The sequence below is a fragment of the Pelagicoccus sp. SDUM812005 genome, from assembly GCF_031127875.1.
GTDB lineage: Bacteria > Verrucomicrobiota > Verrucomicrobiia > Opitutales > Opitutaceae > Pelagicoccus.
Genome location: NZ_JARXIA010000008.1, coordinates 159,351 through 178,305 on the forward strand (window position 1 = coordinate 159,351; position 18,955 = coordinate 178,305).

An 18,955-nucleotide genomic window follows, 5' to 3' on the forward strand; every position below is an offset into this window, starting at 1 on the left:
ACCGAAACGCGGGGCAGGACTCGCAGTCGTTCTCAGATCTCAATCCCCGCATCTCTAATAAAACCCACAGCCCCCTAAAGAATGAAAGCACACCAACCCACCTTCATTGCTATGCTATTCGCTATCGCGTTCACGCTCTCGGCCCCGTTTACCGCCTCCGCTCAGGACGAGACAGAGCGCAGAGGCAAACGAGAGCAAGCGCCAGCCATGAGCGCCGAGGAACGCAAAGCAGCCTTGTCCCAACGAATCGAAAGAAGCGTCACCCAGTACCTCGAGGAGATGGGTGAACACGCGCCTCGCGAAGACCAGTTGCAATCCTTTACCGAAATTCTCGGCAGCGCGGAAATCGAGAGAGCCAAGATCATGCAAGAAATGCGAGCGCTCCGCGAAAAGCAGTCAGGCCGCCCCGATCGCGAAGCCATGACGGCCATTCGAAGCAAGGTTGATAAAATCGACACTCAAGTAACCAAAGAGATGAAGAAGCTTCTCGAAAAGGATCAGTTCAAGGCCTTCAAGAAAGCCAAAGAAAAGCTCACTCCCAAAGCCCGCGGCCAGCGTGGCGGCGGAGGAGGAGGCATGCGAGGCGGAGCGGGCGGAGGTCAACGCGGAGGAGGCTTCTAGCCTGAAAAGGTTAGCTCAGACTGAAGCGAAACACAAAGTGGAGTTGGATACCCCGTATTCGTTATTCAACTTCACTTCTTTAGCCGAAGGCGTTTTTCCTTAAGCCCCTGGCGCAGCGAAGGGACGACCATGGAGAGCCGCGCAAGCGACGCGGACCATCGCGACGCTTGATGCCGAAGAGTTGTCTATGCCTTTCGAAATGTTGCTGTACGAACTCCTTCGAACCAAGAATCACCCCATCGGAAAAGTAACGTATCCGGCAACGAAGAGCTTCTTCGGATGAAATTTTGCCGCCCTCGCTCATCACCTGGGCTGCTTTCTCAGCGTTGACAGCAGTACGGGGCCGCGAGGCATCTAGAGATTGCCCCTTTCCGAAGATGGCAACCCGATACCAACTGCTCGCCATCGCCCATTGTTCCTTTTTACCAAAGAGAGATGAGATCCCCTTCCTAGCCGGAGTAAAACCTCCCATTGCCTCCGCATATCCACAGAATCGATACAAGGACGGGTCGTCGACGATCCCCGCTCTTACTGGATTAAGCTCTATATAAGCGGCTACCGTCGAGAGCGCCATTGGTTCATCTTCAATCAAAACGCTCTTGAATCGCTCTGCCCAGAGGGTTCCGAAACGATCGTGGGACTTATTGTACCAAATCGAAAACCGCTGTTTGAGCTCTTTCATATATTGGGAAACGTCGCCCATACGAGAAAGCAACTGAGAGCGAGCCAGCTCACGAACTTCGTTTTCGGGGTGAGTGAGAGCCAGTTCGAAATTTCCAGCCTTCTCCTTCGAGTAGATACGTTTGGCTCGACGCACCAGTTCATTATTTGGAATCCTCCTCAAAGTCCACTGGTCAGGAGTGCGTACCAAAACATGCAAGTGGTTGGACATGATACAGTAAGTGAGCACTTCCACGCCGCAAAAGTCCGCCACTTTCCAGATTTGGTTTCTAAGCACCTCCTTCTCGCGCTCGCCCTCCAGCAGGAACTCCCCGCCCACGATACGCGATATGCAGTGATAAACGGCACCCACCCCTTCCACCTTCAAGCGCCGCGTCCTCATAGAGGCAGCCTACCCAACACTCCCGATCCCGCAACCCAGACACGCAAATAAATAGCCTGTCCCTATTTATTCGCTGCATGAAAAAGGCGCCTCCCGCTTGGGAGACGCCTTCGTCGTTGGAAATATTACATCCGAGCCGCGAGCTACTGTTCGATGAACTCGAACTGCGTCGCGGCGCGAGCGCGGAGGCGCAGGCCTTGCAAACGGATGAAGCCCGTAGCGTCGTCGGGGTTGTAAGAGGACTGTACCCCTTCCATGGAAGCCACGTTTTCGTCGTAGAGCGAGTACGGTGACTTGCGGCCGACAGTCGTAACGTTGCCCTTGTAGAGCTTCAGGCGAACCGTTCCCGTAACGCTCTTCTGGCTGTTGTCAATGAAGGCTTGCAGGGCTTCGCGCTCGGGAGCGAACCAGAATCCGTTGTATACAAGTTCCGCATACTTCGGAATGAGGCTGTCGCGCAGGTGCTCGAGGTCGCGATCCATAGTGAGCGACTCGACCTGCTTGTGGCCCATCATGATGATGGTACCGCCGGGTGTCTCGTACACGCCGCGGCTCTTCATGCCGACGAAGCGATTTTCAACGATGTCCACGCGGCCAATGCCATGCTTGCCGGCGATCTTGTTGAGCTTGTAGACAGCCTCGGCTGGCGTGACCTTCTCTCCGTCGATCGCTGTGCAGTCGCCCTTTTCGAAATCGAGCTCGATGTACTGGGCTTCGTCCGGAGCGTCCTCGGGATCGACAGTAAGCTTGTACATCTTCTTGTTTTCCGGAGTGGTCGGGTCGAACCAAGGATCTTCCAAGATGCCAGCTTCGTAAGAAATGTGCAGGGAGTTGCGGTCCATCGAATACGGCTTGGAAGCGGAGGCCTCAACGTTGATGTTGTTGTCCGCGCAGTACTTGATCATTTCCGTGCGGCCCGGGAAAGCCTTGCGGAAAACTTCCATTCTCCATGGGGAAATGATCTGCAGCTCCGGAGCGAGGGCCGCGTAGCTGAGCTCGAAGCGTACTTGGTCGTTGCCCTTGCCAGTCGCCCCGTGGGCAACCGCGTCTGCTCCAACCTTGCGAGCGAGCTCGATGTGGGCCTTGGCGATGAGCGGACGGGCAATGGAAGTGCCGAGGTAGTACTGGCCTTCGTAGATGGTGTTAGCCCGCAGCATCGGGTAGATGTAGTCCTTGGCGAACTCGTCCTTGAGATCGAGCGTGTAGTGGGCGGAGGCACCAGTGGCCTTCGCCTTTTCCTCGAGTCCGTCGAGCTCCTCTTCCTGGCCGACGTCTGCGGCGAAAGTAATGATCTCCGCGTTGTAGTGATCCTTGAGCCAGCGAACGAGGACTGAAGTGTCCAGGCCGCCCGAGTATGCGAGTACGATTTTCATAATGGATAAAGTGGAAATTGAGAGAGTAGTTTTAAACCACAGAATTCACAGATGTACACAGATCAAATTCAGAAAATCACCTGATCCAACCCTGCGTCATCTGCGGTAAGAAAACATTAAGCCTACCTGCGGTTCGCTTCGGCAAGCACGGACATGATCGCCTTCTGGGTATGCAGACGGTTCTCCGCCTCGTCGAAGATGACGGATTGCGGCCCGTAGAGGACGTCTTCCTGAGCTTCCATTCCCTTGTAGGCTGGAAGGTCGTGCATGAAGAGCGCGTCGGACTTGCCAAGCTTCATGAGATCGGAAGTCACGGAATAAGGCTTCATCACGGCAATGCGTTCGGCAGATTCCTCCTCCTGTCCCATGCTCACCCAGGTGTCCGTGTAGAGCACGTCCGCATCCTTGGCTGCCGCCTCTGGGTCCGTGGTGAAACTCCAGGTCGGAGCGTGGCCGCTTTCGGCCAGCGTCGCCTTGATATCCTCGCCCGGCTCGTAGCCTTTCGGTCCAGCCAACACGAGCTCCATGCCAAACATCGCCGCGCCGAGAATCCAGGAGTTGGCGATGTTGTTGGCCGTGTCGCCGAAGTAAGCGAGCTTCTTGCCCTTGAGCGACTCGAGGAAATTCGCTCCATCCGCCCAACGCTCCGCCATGGTGAAGGCGTCGGTGTAGATCTGGCACGGATGCAGGTAATCGGTAAGCGCGTTGATAACCGGCACGCTGCCCAACTCCGCCAACTGCTCTATCTCGGATTGCTCGTAGGTGCGCACGATCAGTCCGTGCACGAAGCGCGAAAGCACGTTCGCCGTATCGTAAATCGATTCGCCGCGACCGAGCTGGATATCGTTCTTGTTAAGAAAGATAGGATGCCCGCCGAGTTCGTGGATGCCCACGTCGAAGGAAACTCGGGTGCGGGTGCTGGACTTGGAGAAGATCATGGCCCAGGTCTGGCCCTTGAGGGTCGGAGGAGTGTGCTTGCCGCGTCCCTTCTTGAGGGCGTGGGCCAGAGTGAAGACCTCCGCGGCCTGGTTAACGGTGAAATCGGTTTCCTTTAAAAAGTGCTGCATGAATAAATGTTGGTTTTTCGGGTATTGGGTAATTGGTTACACGGCTGCCGCCAGCTCGGCGACGCGGGTGGCGACGACTCCCTTGACGATCGCAAGAGCTGCATCGATATCGGATCGGGTCGCAATCAGCGGCGGCAAGAAGCGGATTACGTTTCCGCCTGCAGGCGGCACCACCAGTCCGGCTTCGCGAAACTTGGTGACCATCTCGAAGGGAAGCTCCGCAATCTGGATACCAAGCATGAAACCCTGCCCCCTCACATCTAGGATGTAGTCAGGAAACTCAGCCTTGAGCGCCTCAAGCTGTTTCAAGAAATACGCGCCCATTTCGGAAACGTTCTCGAGCAACTTTTCCTCTTCCACAACCGAGATCGTTTCCAAGGCCGCCGCGCAGATGAGCGGCGTTCCGCCGAAAGTCGTACCATGCGAACCAGGGCCAAACAGGGCGGCATGCTTATCGTCCATCCACACCGCGCCGATCGGAACGCCTCCGCCGAGGCCCTTCGCCATGCCGATAGCGTCCGGCCGGATGCCCGCCTTTTCGAAAGCGAAGAACGTTCCGGAACGCCCGGCACCGCATTGCACCTCGTCGATAAGAAGCAGGATGCCCTTCTCGTCGCAGAGCTTGCGCAAGCCTTGCAGGAACTCCACTGAGCAAGGGTTGATTCCGCCTTCGCCCTGGATGGTTTCCACGAAAATGGCGGATGTCGTCTCGTCTACCTTTTCGGCGAACGCTTGCAAGTCATTGAGCGGAGCCGTTTCGAACCCCGGTACCAAGGGGCGGAAGCCGCTTTGGATCTTCTCCTGTGGCGTAGCGCTCATACCGCCGAAGGTCCGACCGTGAAAGGCCTTATCCGCTACGATGACCTTGAACTGCTTTCCCTCTTCGCCGGACTTGGATTTCCCATAAAGCCGCGACAGCTTGATCAAAGCCTCGTTCGCTTCGGCGCCGCTATTGCAGAAAAAGACCTTTCCGCCGCCGCCAGCCAGCTCGTTGAGCTTGGCCGCGAGCTGGGCTTGCTTCTCGTTCCGGTAGAGATTGCTAACATGGATCAAGCTTTCCGCTTGTGATTGTATCGCGGATACAAGTCGCGAGTGACTATGTCCCAGAGTGAGCACCGCAATCCCTGAACAAAAGTCGATGTACTCATTATCAGCGTCGTCCCACACACGAACACCGCGACCACGAGTAAACGTAATAGGCGGCAATCCATAATTGCCGAGTACATTGTCTTTATAGAGCTGCTCGGTGTTTTGTGTAGTCATGATGTTTGTTATTGTTTTCGTAGCGCGGAGACTTAGTCCGCGTAATTAAGTGGTGGGATGCTGCAACGGATACGCGGGCTAAAGCTCCACGTTACGCACATGTCAGTGGCAGATTTCAGTTCCGATACCTTTATCGGTGAAGATCTCGAGAAGAAGGCTGTGAGGGAGACGGCCATCGATGAAGTGGACGCGATGTACTCCCGCATCGAGAGCCTTTACGGCGCTCTCGACCTTCGGCAGCATTCCAGCGCTGATCGTTCCGTTCTTCTTCAGCTTTTCGACTTGGTTCACTTTAAGCGTAGAAATCAGCGTATCCAGATTCTTGGGATCCGCAAGCAGGCCGGGAACATCGCTCATGTAAACGAGTCTGCGGGCCCTCAAAGCGCTAGCGACGCAGGCCGCGGCAACATCGGCATTCACGTTGTAGAGCTGACCGTCATCGTCGATAGCAACCGGAGAAATGACTGGCGTGTAACCGTCCTTGATCGCCTTCTTGATAATCTTGGCCTTTACGGTGGTGATATTTCCGACGAAGCCAAGATCGACCGCATCGCCATTAACATCCGTATCCAGTTTTTCGCACTGCAGCACGTTTTCCCCTGGAATGCCGATGGGGTGGTCCTTGCGAACCTGCAACATCTCGCAGACCTCGCCGTTCACCTTACCGCTTAACACGTCACGGACGACCTTAACGGATTCGCCATCGGTGTAGCGGAGGCCGTTGACGAACTTGGTTTCGATTCCCTTTTCCTCGAGGGCTCGGCTGATCGCTTTTCCCCCACCGTGCACTACCACAGCGTGGATACCTACCGCGGACAAGAAGGCGATGTCACCCGCGACGCGAGCGCGGATCTCCGGATCCGGATCGTCCATGAAACTGCCGCCGTATTTTATTACGAAGGTCGCCCCGCGGAAGTTCTGCACGTACGGCAGCGCTTCAACTAATACAGCCGCTTTGGAAATGATTTCCTGCATGTTCATAGATTTAGGATAGGGAAAGGGATGATTGGGTTATTTTTGTTTCCCACAGATATCACAGGTTTACTCAGGCGTTATTCTGAAACGTATATACCAGCGAACATCTGAACAACCCGTGGGAAAATGATACTACTCGCTCTTGTTAAAATCGACGTAACCTTCGGTCAGGTCGCTGGCCCGCAAGCGATAACTCGCTTCACCGGCGTGCATGTTGATGTGGATAGTGAACCTCCGCTCCTTTACCACTTCCTTCCATTTCGGCTTGTTTTCCGGTATCGGCGTACCGGATACAAGAGCTGGAACGTCGCCGTATGAAATATCGATCTTGTCCGGATCGAATTCCGAATCCGCGTAACCAAGCGCGTCCATGAGACGTCCCCAGTTCGGGTCGTTTCCATACCAGGAGGTTTTCACCAACAAGGAATTGCCAATCGAACGGGCAATGCTCTCCGCCCCCGCTTCCGAATCCGCGCCGCTTATAAGGAGCTCCACTACCTTGGTGATGCGCTCGCCATCGGCTACGATCTTGTCCGCTAGGTTATCGCAGATTAGAAAAAGCGCCTCCTTAAACTTTTCCAAAGTTTTGTCGTCGAGCGTCACGCCGGATTCGCCGTTGGCGAGAACGAGCACCGTATCGTTAGTGCTCATATCGCCGTCGACCGTGATTGCGTTGAAGGTATGCTTCACGGTTTCGGCCAGGAGCTCCTTGAGCGTGGCATTATCCGCGGCAATATCAGTCGTGATAAACGCGAGCATGGTGGCCATGTTGGGTTGGATCATGCCCGCACCCTTTGCAGAACCAGCAAGGGTGACCGTTTTTCCGTCTACTTCGAAAGTCGCGGTACAGGTTTTCTTCCGCGTATCTGAAGTGAGGATACAGTTCGAAAAACTCTCCCCATCGGTATCGCCCGCCACGATTCCCGCTCCGGACTTCGCGATCGCTGGCGAAATCCGGTCCATAGGAAGCAGGTCGCCGATACGGCCAGTCGAGCAAACCAGAAAGCTGTTCGCTTCCACCCCGCAGGCAGCAGCCGCTTGGTCGGCCATGCTCTTGGCATCCAACTTTCCCTGGGCGCCCGTGCAAGCGTTCGCGTTTCCGCTGTTAGCGATGATCCCGTGAATCGGACCGGCAACTTTCAGGACGCTTTCGCACTGCAGAACCGGAGCTGCCTTAACGCGGTTTTTGGTGAAGACTCCTGCTGCGGCGCAAGGGGTTTTCGAAAAGACGATGCCCGTATCCAGCCGGTCGTTACCTTTACGTCGTATGTCAGCTGAAACTCCATTGGCAAAGAATCCTTTGGGATCCGTTACACCGGCGGTGTTGGGCGTGAATGTAATTTCGTGTGACATAAAATTTCTCTTTTTGAAAGGGGAGCGTCTTCTCGGATAGCGGTTGGTTTCAGACGCCTGCGAACAAGTCGTCCCACCGGAGGGATCGAATTCTAGATGAGGCCGGTAGTCTCCTCCCAACCTTGCCAGAGGTTTAGGATTTGAACGGCCTGGCCACTGGCGCCTTTGACGAGGTTGTCTTCAGCGGAAGTGATGACGAAGTTGCCGGTACGCTGGTCCTTGACTGCAGAAATATCGACCCGGTTGGTTCCGACAACGTATTTCGTATCCGGCCGCGTATCGCTTGGCAGAATACAGACGAAAGGCTTGCCGGCATAGGTCTTTTCCCACTCGGCGTAGAGGCCCTCGATGCTCGATCCGTTGGAGGGAACGGTGATCGTAGTGGCAATGCCCCGATTCATGGGGGCGAGATGCGGGTTGAATTGCATAACAACCTTCTCCCCTGCCGCGGCGCTGAGCTGCTCCTCGATTTCTGAGAGGTGCCGGTGCTTGGGAACGCCATAGGCCTTGGCGCTCTCGTTCACCTCGCAGAAGGAAAACGCTTCCTTGCTCTGCTTGCCGGCGCCGCTGGTGCCGCTAAAGGAGTTGGCCACGATGTGCTCCTTGCTAACGATGCCTGCCTTCACGAGGGGGAGGAGCGGAATCAAAATGCTCGTCGGGTAGCATCCGGGACAGGCGAAAAGATCCTTCTGCTTCCAGGAATCGTCGGAAAGCTCCGGCATCACGTAGCGCGACCGGCCGAGCAGCTCCACGTCCGGGTGGGCAGCGCCGTAAAATTCCTCGTAGGTCGCGGGGTCGGAAATCCGGAAGTCGGCGCTGAGGTCGATCACCTTCTTGCCGGCATCGACAAGGTGCCGCGCGTATTCGGCGGCCGCCCCGTGCGGGAGGGCCAGAACTGCGACATCGATATCCTCCCGGGCGGCGAGTTCCGCCGGGTCCGAGTTTTCGAAGAGCATCTCGTCGAGGATTCCCCGCATAGCAGGGATGACGGAGCTGACCGGCTGGCCCGCTTTGCTCCGCGAGGTGACGGCCTTGAGCGTCACCTTCGGGTGAGCCGCGAGGAGCTTGACTAGAATTTCTCCTCCATATCCGGAGGCGCCTACGATGGCTGCGTTCATTGCGGGAAAAAGTTGGATAGAGTTTGGCCGTCTAGCGGTAGATGTCGCTTCCTACGGGAAAAAGAGTGTGAAAAGGCAAAAGCGCCTGAATTCAGAATAGAAGAAGCCCTCATGGCATAAACCAGTGAGGGCTTCCGAAAAATTCTGTTGATAAGCGGATTAACGCTTCGAGAACTGGAACTTCTTACGTGCCCCTGGCTGACCGGCTTTCTTACGTTCCTTCATACGCGGATCGCGAGTGAGGAGGCCAGCTTGCTTGAGTGGGATACGGAGCTCGCCGTCGAGCTTGAGGAGAGCGCGAGCGATACCAAGAGAGATCGCGCCAGCTTGTCCGCTGTCGCCGCCGCCCTGAACCTTAGCGATGATGTCGACCTTGTCCTTGAGCTCGGAAGTAGCGAGTGGGGAGAGGGCGATACGCTTGAAGTTATCGTGCGAGAAGAAGTCTTCGGTTTCCTTGCCGTTTACTACGATCTTGCCGGTGCCTTCCTGGAGGCGAACGCGAGCAACTGCAGTTTTGCGACGGCCGGTGCCTAGAAATACGTTTGATTCAACAGACATGTCTTAAGAGCGGTTGTACTAGAGGGAGATGGCCTCTGGGTTTTGTGCTTCGTGTGGGTGTGACTCGCCAGCGTATACCTTGAGCTTGGTGAGCATCTTGCGAGCGAGGCGGTTCTTTGGGAGCATGCCCTTGACTGCGTGCTTTACGACGAAGTCTGGCTGGCGCTCTTGCATCTGCGCAACGCTGAGGCGCTTTTCTCCACCGACGTAACCACTGTAGAACATGTATTGCTTCTGCTCTTCCTTCTTACCAGTGAGGGCGATCTTGTCGGCATTGATAACGACAACGAAGTCTCCTGTGTCCACGTGTGGAGTGTAGGCAGGCTTGTTGCGGCCACGTAGAATGTTTGCGATCTTAACAGATAGACGTCCGAGTACCTGATCCTTTGCGTCGATCACGTACCAGTTGCGTTGTACTGTTTCCTGTTTGGCTAGAAATGTTTTCATCGGATTTCGAGAAAAAGAGCAAAACACCTAGCCTGCGCCGGAGCCTTGTCAATGGTTTACTGAATTAATTTTGCGTCGCCGCGGCCCTAGAATCGAAGCCGGATGGAGGCGCTTCCGTATAAGTTGCTGTCAGGGACGCCGAAGCCGAAGTCGTTGTCGTCGTAGTGAAGACCGAGCGACAGCGTCGAGGTCCTACTCAGTTCCACCGGGTAGACAAGGTCCACTCCAAAATAGCGGTAGTCCAAATCGCCATCCAAGATTCCGACGCGGCCGGTCGCCTGGAACGGAAAGCCCTGCAGCGGCACCGCCACCGTGGCCGCCGCCTCCACGAAGAGTTCCTCCGTGTCGAAGTCCTTGTATATATATATTGATGGAGAGACAGTTCCCAATTCCCCGAAGAGACCGAGGTAGGCCTCGTTGGTAGCGGAGCCGTTAGGCACCTTGTGATGGATTCCGCCCAAATCCACGGCCCACTTGTCAGCCACGGCCCAGCCGTAGCCGGCGTAAAAATCGATCTCGTCGCTGAAGAAGTGAGGACTGCCCTTCTTCTCCAAAGGCAGCGAAGCCCAAACGCCCGCGTAGAAATCGTTCTCCGCGAACTCGATCGAGGGAAACCAAGTGAACTCCCCTGCCTTCAAGCCACGGTCGAGATAGGCGCTCTGGAACTTCGCTTCCGCGGTGAACTCCCCCGCTAGCGCTCTTCCGCTACCTAACGATAGAAGCAGCAAGACGAGGCGAAGGGAAAACGTTTGATGGGATCTCATGCAAAGAAAAAGGTTTGGGCTACAGGACCTAACAAACCAATCTCGCCCCAAACAGCAAATAATCCCGATGCCACACGCTTCAAAAACACGACTCAACCTTTCCGCCCTTATCGCTGCCGCCGGCATCGGCCTCGGAGCCTTCGGCGCCCACGGCCTCAAAGCTCAGCTCGCCGCCAACGACAGCGCCGGCACCTGGGACACCGCCGTGCTCTACCACCTCGTGCACGCCGTCGCCCTCTTCGTCGCCGCGGTCAACTCCGACAAGCTGCGCAGCGCTTGGGCTTTCCGCCTTTGGACCGCTGGCATCCTGCTCTTCTCAGGATCTCTCTACGCTCTGGCCCTCACCAAATGGAGCCTACTTGGCCCCATCACTCCGCTCGGCGGCCTCGCCTTCATCGCCGGCTGGATCAGCATCGTCTTCGAAAATCGAAAGTAGCCTAACCGCAGGAGCTCGCTCCTAGGGCGAACTTCGGCGCCCGCGCCTACCGCGGTCTCGTTCCCAACTCCGCCACATTCTCCGCATGCAGCCCATCCGTCAACCGCTCGCCCTCGAACTCCCCGCCCCGCTCAAGCAGGCCTTGCTCGCCCTCGAATCCGCCGGCGGCACCTGCCGCATCGTCGGCGGCTCCGTGCGCGACGCCCTCCTCGGCATCACGCCCAAGGACTTCGACGTGGAAGTCTACGGCCTCGACCTCGAAACCATCGCCAAAGCCCTAGCCAAGCTCGGCAAGACCGACCTCGTCGGCAAGGCCTTCGCCGTAGTTAAACTCTGGACACATGGCGAAGAGTACGACTTCGCCATCCCCCGCCGCGAATCCAAATCCGGCTCCGGCCACCGGGGCTTCGTCATCGAGGCCGACGCCCACCTCAGCGAGCAAGAAGCTCTCAAGCGCCGCGACTTCACCATCAACGCCCTCCTCTACGACCACGCAAGCAGCGAGGTCATCGACTACTTCGGCGGCCTGCGCGACCTAGAAAACCGCACCCTTCGCCACGTCAGTCCCGCTTTCAAGGAAGACCCCCTCCGCGTCCTGCGGGCCATGCAGTTCGCCGGGCGTTTCCAGTTAGAGCTGCACGACGACACCGCCACCCTATGCCAGGAGATCGGCCACGAGTTCTGGACCCTGGCCAAGGAGCGCATCTGGACCGAGTGGGAAAAGTGGGCCTGCCGCTCCACCTCCCTCTCCCACGGCATGCGGGTTCTCGAAAAGAGCGGCTGGATCCGCTACTTCCCCCAACTCAACGCTCTCAGAAACCTTCCCCAGGATCCGGAGTGGCATCCGGAAGGCAACGCTTGGAGCCATACCCTTTGCTGCCTCGAAGCCCTCATCCGCGAAACCGACTGGAGCTCGCTCCCAGAAAAGGAACGCGGCGTGCTCGCCTTCGGCACCCTCTGTCACGACCTCGGCAAAGCCCGCTGCACCCGCTGGGCCGAAAAGCGGGGCGCCATGCACTGGATCAGCCCCGGGCACGAAACCCAAAGCATATGGCTCGCCGAGCAATTCTTCAACGCCATGCGGGCGCCGCACGAAATCCGCGACAAGGTCATGGGGTTAGTTGGGAATCACCACTTTTTGAATACAGTTCCCGAAGGCGGCCACAGCGACGCCTCGCTCCGGCGCCTTGCCAAGCGTCTCAGTCCTGCGAGCACCCATGAGCTGGTCTACGTCATGACCGCCGACCACCGCGGACGCCCGCCCCTCATTTCAGAGGCTCAAACCTTGCGAATCGCCAACTTCAAAAAGCGTATCCAAGAACTGGATCTAGAAAAGCACGCTCCCAAACCGATCCTGCTCGGACGCCACCTCATAGAGCGCGGCCTGAAGCCCGGTCCTGACTTCAAGGCCATCCTCGACCGTGCCTACGAAGCCCAGCTCGACGGAGCCTTCCAAGACGCGTCCACCGCTAGCGATTGGCTCGATCAAAATTGGAACGCCCTCAATAGCTAACGGCCAAGGCCTCCACCTCGATCAAGGCTCCCGCTGGCAGCTCTTCGATCGGAAACGCAGTGCGTACCGGCTTTTCGGGGTTCAGCTTTGGGTGATCGAAAAAGCGACGGTAAGCCTTGTTCCACTCGCCAAACTCCATTCCAAAGTTGTCCTGAATATTCAAATACGCCCGCAGTTGGACCACATTCGGGTAATCGAGCCCGACCTCAGCCATGCGAGATTCCAAGGTAAGCAAGGACTGCATCGCTTGCCCGTAAATGGCAGACTCCTCCCGATCGATCACTCCCGCAAACCAGGTAAGCTTGGCATCCCGAGCCACCGCCACCGAGCGGCTGAGAAAGGACGAATCGGCCCCCTCCCGCCACGCTAGGCCGTCTCGGCTTCCTTCCTCGCCGGGAGTATTGGGAACGAAGGGCCCCATGGCATCCGGAAAAGCCGCGTAGAATTCGATTTCCACTATCCTCCCCGTGGTCGAAAAGCCGGGAGCCGAGAATACGCTCAACGGGGGCGTCCCCGCTAGCGTCCTTTCCCAAAAGCCTTTCCACGCTCCCTCGAAGCCAGCGAAGTCCGTCTCCCTCGCCCCTTCCTCCGATTCGACTGGACTCAACATAGCTCGCACGAAAACCAGATCTCCTCGGTTCAAGCCCCAGTCCCGCAAGGTCGCGTCCAACTTCGCCAAGACCGAAGCCGTTTGCTCCGCCATCGAACCAAAGCCGTTCCCTTCACCCGGCAACCCGTCCGCCAGCACTCCAGAAGTAATCAGCAAGCTCGAGTACGGGCGCACCGCTCGCAACGATTCCCTTCGATCGGAGGCCCAAAAGACGCGGCTATTTGCTCCCGACTCCCGCAAGTTCGCCACCGCTGCAGCCGGAGCGGCTACCACCGCATCCAAACTCACCGTCGCTCCCTCCGGTAGCGACGCTACCCCGATCGTCGTACGCGTCGGAGGAGCTTCGTTCTCCGCAAAAGCCTCACTGAAGGCCTCCGACCAATCAGCCATTCGCTCACCCATGTCCTCGCCTTTCTCCGCGAGCAAATAACCGCGCACGTTGACCACCGATTCCATGGAGATTCCCGCAGCCTTCAAATCCGAAGCCAAGGCATCGAAAGCATCGCGGGCCGCCGCGCCGACATTCTTGTCCAAGCCCGCGTATGATTTCGTGAATACAAGGGTCGCCATCGGATCCACCGTGGCGGCCGCGCTGTAAGCGGCCCCTTGCAACGGCGTAATCTTGAACACTTCCTCGGAAAAAAGCGTCAGGCTTGAGAATAAGAAACAGGCAAAGAGCAGCAATTTACGCATAGCGCGGCTGCTAGCAGTATAGGTGCCACCCGTGGCGCAGGCTCTGCTCAAGCGCGAGCAAGATGTCTAGTAACTATAAACGCAGGGAATTCCTGCGCCTCGCCGGCTTGGGCCTCGGCCTCGGCGTGAGCGGGCGCTTCGCCAACGCAGCCGATCTTTCCGAAGCGCCCAGCAGCGCTCGACCGCATACCAGCTATCCGCAGTACGGAAAAATCCCGCTCGTTCGGGCTTCCCAGGACCGCATCGTCAAGGAGACCGTTGGCCTGCGCCCCTTCCGCGAAAGCGGACCAAACCTCGGGCACGAAAAGATCGGCGACAAGAGCGTCTTCCACAACTACGGCCACGGCGGCTCCGGCTGGTCGCTCTCTTGGGGAACCAGCGCCCAGGTCACCCACGAAGCGCTCAGCACCGGGGCGGAGTCATTCGCGGTGGTAGGCTGCGGAGCCATCGGCCTCACCTCTGCCATCCTCCTGCAAAGGGCCGGCAAGAGCGTCACCATCTACGCTAAGGACCGTCACCCGAACATCACTTCCAGCGTAGCCACCGGCGTCTGGTCGCCCGACTCCCGCATTTGCCTGAAGCAGCACGCCACCGATGCCTTCGCCACTTGGTGGAACGATACCTGCCGCCACTCCTTCAAGTCCTACCAAACGTTCCTCGGCCTGCCCGGCTCCCCCATCGAATGGGTCGATTCCTACGCCGTTTCCAACACTCCCTGGGACGCCGAAAGGCCAAAGGTTCCCAACGACACCCAGCCCGAGTACGGCCACTTCCGCGACCACGTGCAGGACCTCACCCCACGCTTCGTCGACCTCGACAAAAGCGCCAACCCCTTCCGCGAGCCCTATGCGAAAAAAGGCTCACGCATGATCTTCAACATCTCCGCCTACCACCAAACCCTGCTCCGCGAATTCACCAGTCTCGGCGGCCGCATCGAGAGCCGCGACTTCCAAAGTCCCGCCCAATTCAAGAAACTCCCCGAGCCCGTCATCGTCAATGCCACCGGCCTCGGTTCCAAGACCCTCTTCGGCGATACCCAAATGCACCCCGTTCGCGGACAGCTCACGGTGCTGATCCCGCAGCCCGAACTCAACTACAGCTTTTCCAACAACGATGCCTACGTCATTCCGCGACGCGACGGAGTCGTCATCGGCTCCAACCAAAACGGCATCATCGATTCCACCGACCTGGACGTCGATCCCGAGCAAAGCTTCGATGCCGTCGCCGCCATCGCCCGCTCCATGACCCAATCAAAGATCGCTAAAATCTAAACACGTATTCACAATATAAATACATTTTTAAAGACTCTCAGCATCGAATACCCTGCCTGTTCCTTCCGTCAAGCCGGCTTCGGCCGCCTTCCGAACCGCGGCACCAGTCCCACCGTGAACGCCGTTCCGGCTAGGGTCACCAGCATGCCCGCCACGATACGCGGCGTCAGGGTTTCGCCGAGGAACAAGGCTCCCCACAGGATAGCGAAACCGGGTACCATGAAGGTCACCGTCGAAGCGTTCGTCGCTCCCATGCGTCCGATCACATCGAAGAAGATGGCATAAGCCAGAGCCGTGCAGAAGATTCCGAGGGCCAGTCCGCAAGCCCATTCCAACAAGCTCGGGTTCACCTCAGGCCACAGCCATATTCCCAAAGGGAGCAAGGCCAAGGATCCGCCCACCATGCTGCCGGCTGAAGTCACCAAAGCAGGCACATCGGTCAAGTAGCGTCGCGCGTAGTGCACCGAAATTCCGTAGGAAAAGGTAGCCAATAGCCCCGCGGCGATTGCCCATCCCGCGCCGCCTTCCCCGAAGCTCAACTTTCCCCAAACTAGTATCAGAACTCCCAATACGCCGATAAAAAGTCCCAAAATCTGAATACGCTTCAAAGGAATCCCCAACCATACCGCCCCGACAAGCGCGGCAAAAAGTGGCGTGGTCGCATTGATCAAAGACGTAAACCCTGCCTCCAAGCTCAAAGCCGCGAAGGCAATCAGCGTAAACGGAATCGCGGTGCTCAGCAAGCCGACCACCCCCAAGTGTCGCCCATGCTTCCGCAAGCCAGTCCTCAGCTGTGGCCGCATAAAAAACGGCAGGAAGCACAGCAGGGCCGTCACCACCCGGATCGTCATCAAAGGTATCGGCCCAAAGGCTGGAGCCGCTATCCTGATAAAGAGAAAGGACGCTCCCCAAACCGCCGACAGTCCAAACAATCTCAACAAGTCAGCTGGCTGCATGCTTAACTACTCCCATAGCGGACTCCCAAGCAATAATCGCGCATTTCCGCTCATGCCCCCAACGATAGTTTCCAATGACTCCGGTTTCGCGAATCACCCGATGGCAAGGGATCAAGTAGGCCAAGTCGTTGCTGCCCACTGCCGTTCCCACTGCTCGGCTTGCCCCGGGCCGGCCGATCGCCTCCGCCAAGCGACCGTAACTCACCAATGAACCGGAAGGAATCCGTACCAAGGCCTGCCATACACGGACTTGGAATTCGCTGCCGCGCACGATGGCCTTCAAGGGCTGTCCCGAAGCCGCGGCGCCCTTTTCCTTGAAGATCGCCGCCGCCAACTCCCTCGCCCGCTTATCGTCGCGACGCAGCGCGGCGCTGGGCCAATCGCCCAGCACCTTTGCTTGGGCAACAGCTTCATCGCCTTCGGCTTCGAGAAAGGAGAGATGGCAAATCCCCCGATCGCTCTCCGCCACGCAAGCTCGCCCGAACGGGGTCTCCACAAAACCAATCCGTATTAGCCAACCGGCGCCGCCCGACTTGATTTCGCCCGGGGTCGCGCCCTCCAGCTTCACGCAGAGATCGTGCAAGCGTCCCGGGCCCGACAGGCCCACCTCGAGCGACGTATCCAAAACGCTCCTACCTTGCCTCAAAAGCTCCCGGGCCTTGGCGGCGGTCAGGCATTGCAGGAAATCCTTGGGCGTGATCGAGGCCCAGCTCGCGAAAAGCCGGTGCAAGTGGTGACGACTCAAGCCCATGAACTCGGCCAACTCCTGCAAGCTCGGCTGCTCCCCTTGCTTTTGGTCAAGGTAGCGAATCAGCTTGGCGATACGTTCGTAGTCGGACATCGGCGAAAACCTAGCACTCCACGAACGAATCGCCCACCCGATTCTTGCGGCGAAAATAATATTTCGAAACTCAAGGCTATGGCTGGCATGAAAAAAGCGCGTCCCTAGCGGAACGCGCTTTTTCATTTAGAAATCCGTTTTCGGGAAAGCCTACAGCTTGCCTTCGATCATTTGCTCAAGCTTGACGATGTCCTTGGCGAAGTTGCGGATGCCTTCGGCCGTCTTTTCCACAGCCATGGCGTCTTCGTTGAACATCCAGCGGAAGGTGTTTTCGTCCATCTCGATCTTCTCGATGTCCTTGGCCTTGGAAGCGGATTCGCTGAGCTTTTCCTCTACTGGGTCGTTGGAGTTGGCCAGCTCTTCGAGCAGGTTGGGAGAAATGGTGAGCAGGTCGCAACCGGCGAGCTCGAGGATTTCGCCCTTGTTACGGAAGCTGGCGCCCATGACTTCAGTCTTGTATCCAAACTTCTTGTAGTAGTCGTAGATCGACTGGACGGAGAGTACGCCTGGATCTTCGGCTGGCTCGAAGCTGCGACCTTCCTTGGCCTTGTACCAGTCCATGATACGGCCGACGAAGGGGGAGATCAAGGTGATGCCGCTCTCGGCGCAATGGACCGCTTGGGCCATGGAGAAGAGAAGCGTAAGGTTACAGTGGATACCTTCCTTTTCGAGTTCCGCAGCCGCGTTGATGCCTTCCCAAGTGGAAGCGATCTTGATGAGGATGCGGTCGCGGGAAATTCCCTTTGCCTCGTAGAGGTTGATGATGTCCTTCGCCTTGGCGATCGTGCCGGCGGTGTCGAAGGAGAGGCGAGCGTCCACTTCGGTGGAGACACGACCCGGGACGATATTCAAAATCTCGATACCGAACAGTACCAAAAGCTCGTCGATGATCGCTTCCACCAGAGCGTTTCCGGAAAGGCCGGAATCCTTCTTAGCGGCGACTGCCTTGTCGACGAGTTCCGCGTACTCGGGCTTTTCCGCTGCCTTGAGGATGAGGGTAGGATTCGTGGTCGCGTCGCGAGGCTCGAACTCCTTCATGGTTTGGAAGTCACCGGTGTCGGCTACGACTACGGTGAACTTCTTGAGCTGTTCCAGTTGGTTTACAGTTAATACGTCAGACATAATAGATTTAGTTAGGAGTTAGGTGATGTGTTCTTACTCGTATTAGGAACAATTAATCAGAACGAGGTCCACCGCAAATGCCCTTGTTTCTTTAAGGTTTCGCAACATTGTGCGGCACAGACGAATTTCATTCATGCTCAAAGAGAACTATTTTAAGTCAACGCAGGTCCTGCTCGAGCGCGTGTACCTGCAAAACCAAGCCGAAATCGAACGTCTCGCTCCCTTGATCGCCAAGTCCATCGCGGACGGCGGGGTGATCCATACCTTCGGAAGCGGACACTCGGAAATCATTGGCCGCGAGATGGTAGGCCGGGCCGGAGGACTGGTCTGCGTGAGCGCCATCTTGGACATGACCGGCGGTTTCATCGAAAACCTGGAAGGCTACGGACGCGAGCTGGCGGCCCGCTACGACCGCAACCACGGACTGCGGGAAGGCGAGTTCATCATCGTGATCTCCAACTCCGGAAAGAACTGCTCGCCCATCGAGGTGGCCGAGTACGCCAAGGAAAAGGGGCTCAAGGTCATCGCCCTCACCTCCGTCGGCATGGCCCAAAAGGTGCAAACCACCCACTCCGGCGGCAAAATGCTGCACGAGATCGCGGACTTCGTCTTCGACAACTGCGGCAGTTTCGGGGACGCCCTGGTGGAGCTGCACGAAAAAGGGAAGTTCGCCGGGCCCACCTCCACCTTGGCAGGCGCCCTGCTGATTAATCTCCTGCAGATGGAAATCCTAGACGAACTCAACAAGCTCGGCGTGCCGGCCCCGCTCCTGCGCAGCCAAAATACGGACGGGGCCATGGAAGCCAACCGGGAGCTCGCCCGCAGCTACAAGGGACGGCTGAGCAAGCCGCTTTGACAGACCGAAGCTTTCCGATTGATTCATTTACGTGAACCGACGCAATCCGCGTCTA

The 18,955-nt window shown here is 57.4% G+C and carries 19 protein-coding genes; 5 read left to right on the plus strand and 14 right to left on the minus strand.

Features of this window, described 5'->3' with window-relative positions; translation table 11 throughout:
- The first annotated feature begins 81 nt into the window (after positions 1-81).
- Positions 82-621, plus strand: a complete 540-nt coding sequence (locus QEH57_RS11430; protein ID WP_309006863.1) for a hypothetical protein — start codon at positions 82-84, stop codon at positions 619-621.
- A gap of 79 nt (positions 622-700) precedes the next feature.
- Here QEH57_RS11430 and QEH57_RS11435 read toward each other — a convergent pair whose 3' ends face one another.
- From QEH57_RS11435 to QEH57_RS11480, 10 genes are all read right to left on the minus strand, one after another.
- The gene (locus QEH57_RS11435) at positions 701-1,684 is read right to left on the minus strand and encodes a transposase (RefSeq protein ID WP_309006864.1); all 984 of its coding nucleotides are present in this window, start codon (positions 1,682-1,684) and stop codon (positions 701-703) included.
- A 143-nt stretch (positions 1,685-1,827) separates the two neighbouring features.
- Positions 1,828-3,057: an argininosuccinate synthase gene (locus tag QEH57_RS11440; RefSeq protein WP_309006865.1), complete on the minus strand. Its 1,230-nt coding sequence runs from the start codon at positions 3,055-3,057 to the stop codon at positions 1,828-1,830.
- Between the two features lie 122 nt (positions 3,058-3,179).
- On the minus strand, positions 3,180-4,124 hold the full coding sequence (argF, locus tag QEH57_RS11445) for an ornithine carbamoyltransferase (protein ID WP_309006866.1): 945 nt from the start codon (positions 4,122-4,124) through the stop codon (positions 3,180-3,182).
- 36 nt (positions 4,125-4,160) lie between these two features.
- Positions 4,161-5,387, minus strand: a complete 1,227-nt coding sequence (locus tag QEH57_RS11450) for an aspartate aminotransferase family protein (RefSeq protein WP_309006867.1) — start codon at positions 5,385-5,387, stop codon at positions 4,161-4,163.
- Positions 5,388-5,489: 102 nt separating this feature from the next.
- Entirely contained in the window at positions 5,490-6,368 is an 879-nt protein-coding gene (gene argB / locus QEH57_RS11455) for an acetylglutamate kinase (protein ID WP_309006868.1), read from the minus strand.
- Positions 6,369-6,494: 126 nt separating this feature from the next.
- The gene (argJ, locus tag QEH57_RS11460; RefSeq protein ID WP_309006869.1) at positions 6,495-7,715 is read right to left on the minus strand and encodes a bifunctional glutamate N-acetyltransferase/amino-acid acetyltransferase ArgJ; all 1,221 of its coding nucleotides are present in this window, start codon (positions 7,713-7,715) and stop codon (positions 6,495-6,497) included.
- Positions 7,716-7,807: 92 nt separating this feature from the next.
- Positions 7,808-8,833: an N-acetyl-gamma-glutamyl-phosphate reductase gene (gene argC / locus QEH57_RS11465; protein ID WP_309006870.1), complete on the minus strand. Its 1,026-nt coding sequence runs from the start codon at positions 8,831-8,833 to the stop codon at positions 7,808-7,810.
- Between the two features lie 159 nt (positions 8,834-8,992).
- On the minus strand, positions 8,993-9,391 hold the full coding sequence (rpsI, locus tag QEH57_RS11470) for a 30S ribosomal protein S9 (RefSeq protein WP_309006871.1): 399 nt from the start codon (positions 9,389-9,391) through the stop codon (positions 8,993-8,995).
- A gap of 18 nt (positions 9,392-9,409) precedes the next feature.
- A complete protein-coding gene (gene rplM, locus QEH57_RS11475) occupies positions 9,410-9,838 on the minus strand; it encodes a 50S ribosomal protein L13 (protein ID WP_309006872.1) in 429 nt (142 codons plus the stop codon).
- Between the two features lie 86 nt (positions 9,839-9,924).
- Positions 9,925-10,602, minus strand: coding sequence for a TorF family putative porin (locus QEH57_RS11480; RefSeq protein WP_309006873.1), 678 nt, complete (start codon positions 10,600-10,602; stop codon positions 9,925-9,927).
- 67 nt (positions 10,603-10,669) lie between these two features.
- Between QEH57_RS11480 and QEH57_RS11485 the strand changes: the two genes are divergently transcribed.
- Both QEH57_RS11485 and QEH57_RS11490 read left to right on the plus strand, forming a co-directional pair.
- On the plus strand, positions 10,670-11,038 hold the full coding sequence (locus QEH57_RS11485) for a DUF423 domain-containing protein (RefSeq protein WP_309006874.1): 369 nt from the start codon (positions 10,670-10,672) through the stop codon (positions 11,036-11,038).
- An 85-nt stretch (positions 11,039-11,123) separates the two neighbouring features.
- Entirely contained in the window at positions 11,124-12,551 is a 1,428-nt protein-coding gene (locus tag QEH57_RS11490; protein WP_309006875.1) for a polynucleotide adenylyltransferase, read from the plus strand.
- Here the strand turns inward: QEH57_RS11490 and QEH57_RS11495 are convergent.
- A complete protein-coding gene (locus tag QEH57_RS11495) occupies positions 12,541-13,791 on the minus strand; it encodes a RidA family protein (protein ID WP_309006876.1) in 1,251 nt (416 codons plus the stop codon). The two genes, QEH57_RS11490 and QEH57_RS11495, sit on opposite strands and share 11 nt — an antisense overlap.
- A gap of 125 nt (positions 13,792-13,916) precedes the next feature.
- Between QEH57_RS11495 and QEH57_RS11500 the strand changes: the two genes are divergently transcribed.
- Positions 13,917-15,125: an FAD-dependent oxidoreductase gene (locus tag QEH57_RS11500; protein ID WP_309006877.1), complete on the plus strand. Its 1,209-nt coding sequence runs from the start codon at positions 13,917-13,919 to the stop codon at positions 15,123-15,125.
- A 68-nt stretch (positions 15,126-15,193) separates the two neighbouring features.
- Here QEH57_RS11500 and QEH57_RS11505 read toward each other — a convergent pair whose 3' ends face one another.
- The 3 genes from QEH57_RS11505 to tal all read right to left on the minus strand — a co-directional run bounded on the left by QEH57_RS11505 (position 15,194) and on the right by tal (position 18,044).
- Positions 15,194-16,081 carry a DMT family transporter gene (locus QEH57_RS11505; protein WP_309006878.1) on the minus strand — a complete coding sequence of 296 codons (888 nt, stop codon included), beginning with the start codon at positions 16,079-16,081 and terminating at the stop codon, positions 15,194-15,196.
- On the minus strand, positions 16,068-16,922 hold the full coding sequence (locus QEH57_RS11510; RefSeq protein WP_309006879.1) for a methylated-DNA--[protein]-cysteine S-methyltransferase: 855 nt from the start codon (positions 16,920-16,922) through the stop codon (positions 16,068-16,070). Before QEH57_RS11510 ends, QEH57_RS11505 begins: the two co-directional genes overlap by 14 nt.
- A gap of 150 nt (positions 16,923-17,072) precedes the next feature.
- Positions 17,073-18,044, minus strand: a complete 972-nt coding sequence (gene tal, locus QEH57_RS11515; RefSeq protein ID WP_309006880.1) for a transaldolase — start codon at positions 18,042-18,044, stop codon at positions 17,073-17,075.
- Positions 18,045-18,177: 133 nt separating this feature from the next.
- Between tal and QEH57_RS11520 the strand changes: the two genes are divergently transcribed.
- A complete protein-coding gene (locus QEH57_RS11520) occupies positions 18,178-18,900 on the plus strand; it encodes a sugar isomerase domain-containing protein (protein WP_309006881.1) in 723 nt (240 codons plus the stop codon).
- Positions 18,901-18,955 lie beyond the last annotated feature (55 nt).

Excerpts from the sequence above, each read along its gene's own strand:
- QEH57_RS11430 (WP_309006863.1), top strand. The coding sequence starts at position 82 with ATGAAAGCACACCAACCCACCTTCATTGCTATGCTATTCGCTATCGCG.
- QEH57_RS11435 (WP_309006864.1), bottom strand. The coding sequence starts at position 1,684 with ATGAGGACGCGGCGCTTGAAGGTGGAAGGGGTGGGTGCCGTTTATCAC.
- QEH57_RS11440 (WP_309006865.1), bottom strand. The coding sequence starts at position 3,057 with ATGAAAATCGTACTCGCATACTCGGGCGGCCTGGACACTTCAGTCCTC.
- argF (WP_309006866.1), bottom strand. The coding sequence starts at position 4,124 with ATGCAGCACTTTTTAAAGGAAACCGATTTCACCGTTAACCAGGCCGCG.
- QEH57_RS11450 (WP_309006867.1), bottom strand. The coding sequence starts at position 5,387 with ATGACTACACAAAACACCGAGCAGCTCTATAAAGACAATGTACTCGGC.
- argB (WP_309006868.1), bottom strand. The coding sequence starts at position 6,368 with ATGAACATGCAGGAAATCATTTCCAAAGCGGCTGTATTAGTTGAAGCG.
- argJ (WP_309006869.1), bottom strand. The coding sequence starts at position 7,715 with ATGTCACACGAAATTACATTCACGCCCAACACCGCCGGTGTAACGGAT.
- argC (WP_309006870.1), bottom strand. The coding sequence starts at position 8,833 with ATGAACGCAGCCATCGTAGGCGCCTCCGGATATGGAGGAGAAATTCTA.
- rpsI (WP_309006871.1), bottom strand. The coding sequence starts at position 9,391 with ATGTCTGTTGAATCAAACGTATTTCTAGGCACCGGCCGTCGCAAAACT.
- rplM (WP_309006872.1), bottom strand. The coding sequence starts at position 9,838 with ATGAAAACATTTCTAGCCAAACAGGAAACAGTACAACGCAACTGGTAC.
- QEH57_RS11480 (WP_309006873.1), bottom strand. The coding sequence starts at position 10,602 with ATGAGATCCCATCAAACGTTTTCCCTTCGCCTCGTCTTGCTGCTTCTA.
- QEH57_RS11485 (WP_309006874.1), top strand. The coding sequence starts at position 10,670 with ATGCCACACGCTTCAAAAACACGACTCAACCTTTCCGCCCTTATCGCT.
- QEH57_RS11490 (WP_309006875.1), top strand. The coding sequence starts at position 11,124 with ATGCAGCCCATCCGTCAACCGCTCGCCCTCGAACTCCCCGCCCCGCTC.
- QEH57_RS11500 (WP_309006877.1), top strand. The coding sequence starts at position 13,917 with ATGTCTAGTAACTATAAACGCAGGGAATTCCTGCGCCTCGCCGGCTTG.
- QEH57_RS11505 (WP_309006878.1), bottom strand. The coding sequence starts at position 16,081 with ATGCAGCCAGCTGACTTGTTGAGATTGTTTGGACTGTCGGCGGTTTGG.
- QEH57_RS11510 (WP_309006879.1), bottom strand. The coding sequence starts at position 16,922 with ATGTCCGACTACGAACGTATCGCCAAGCTGATTCGCTACCTTGACCAA.
- tal (WP_309006880.1), bottom strand. The coding sequence starts at position 18,044 with ATGTCTGACGTATTAACTGTAAACCAACTGGAACAGCTCAAGAAGTTC.
- QEH57_RS11520 (WP_309006881.1), top strand. The coding sequence starts at position 18,178 with ATGCTCAAAGAGAACTATTTTAAGTCAACGCAGGTCCTGCTCGAGCGC.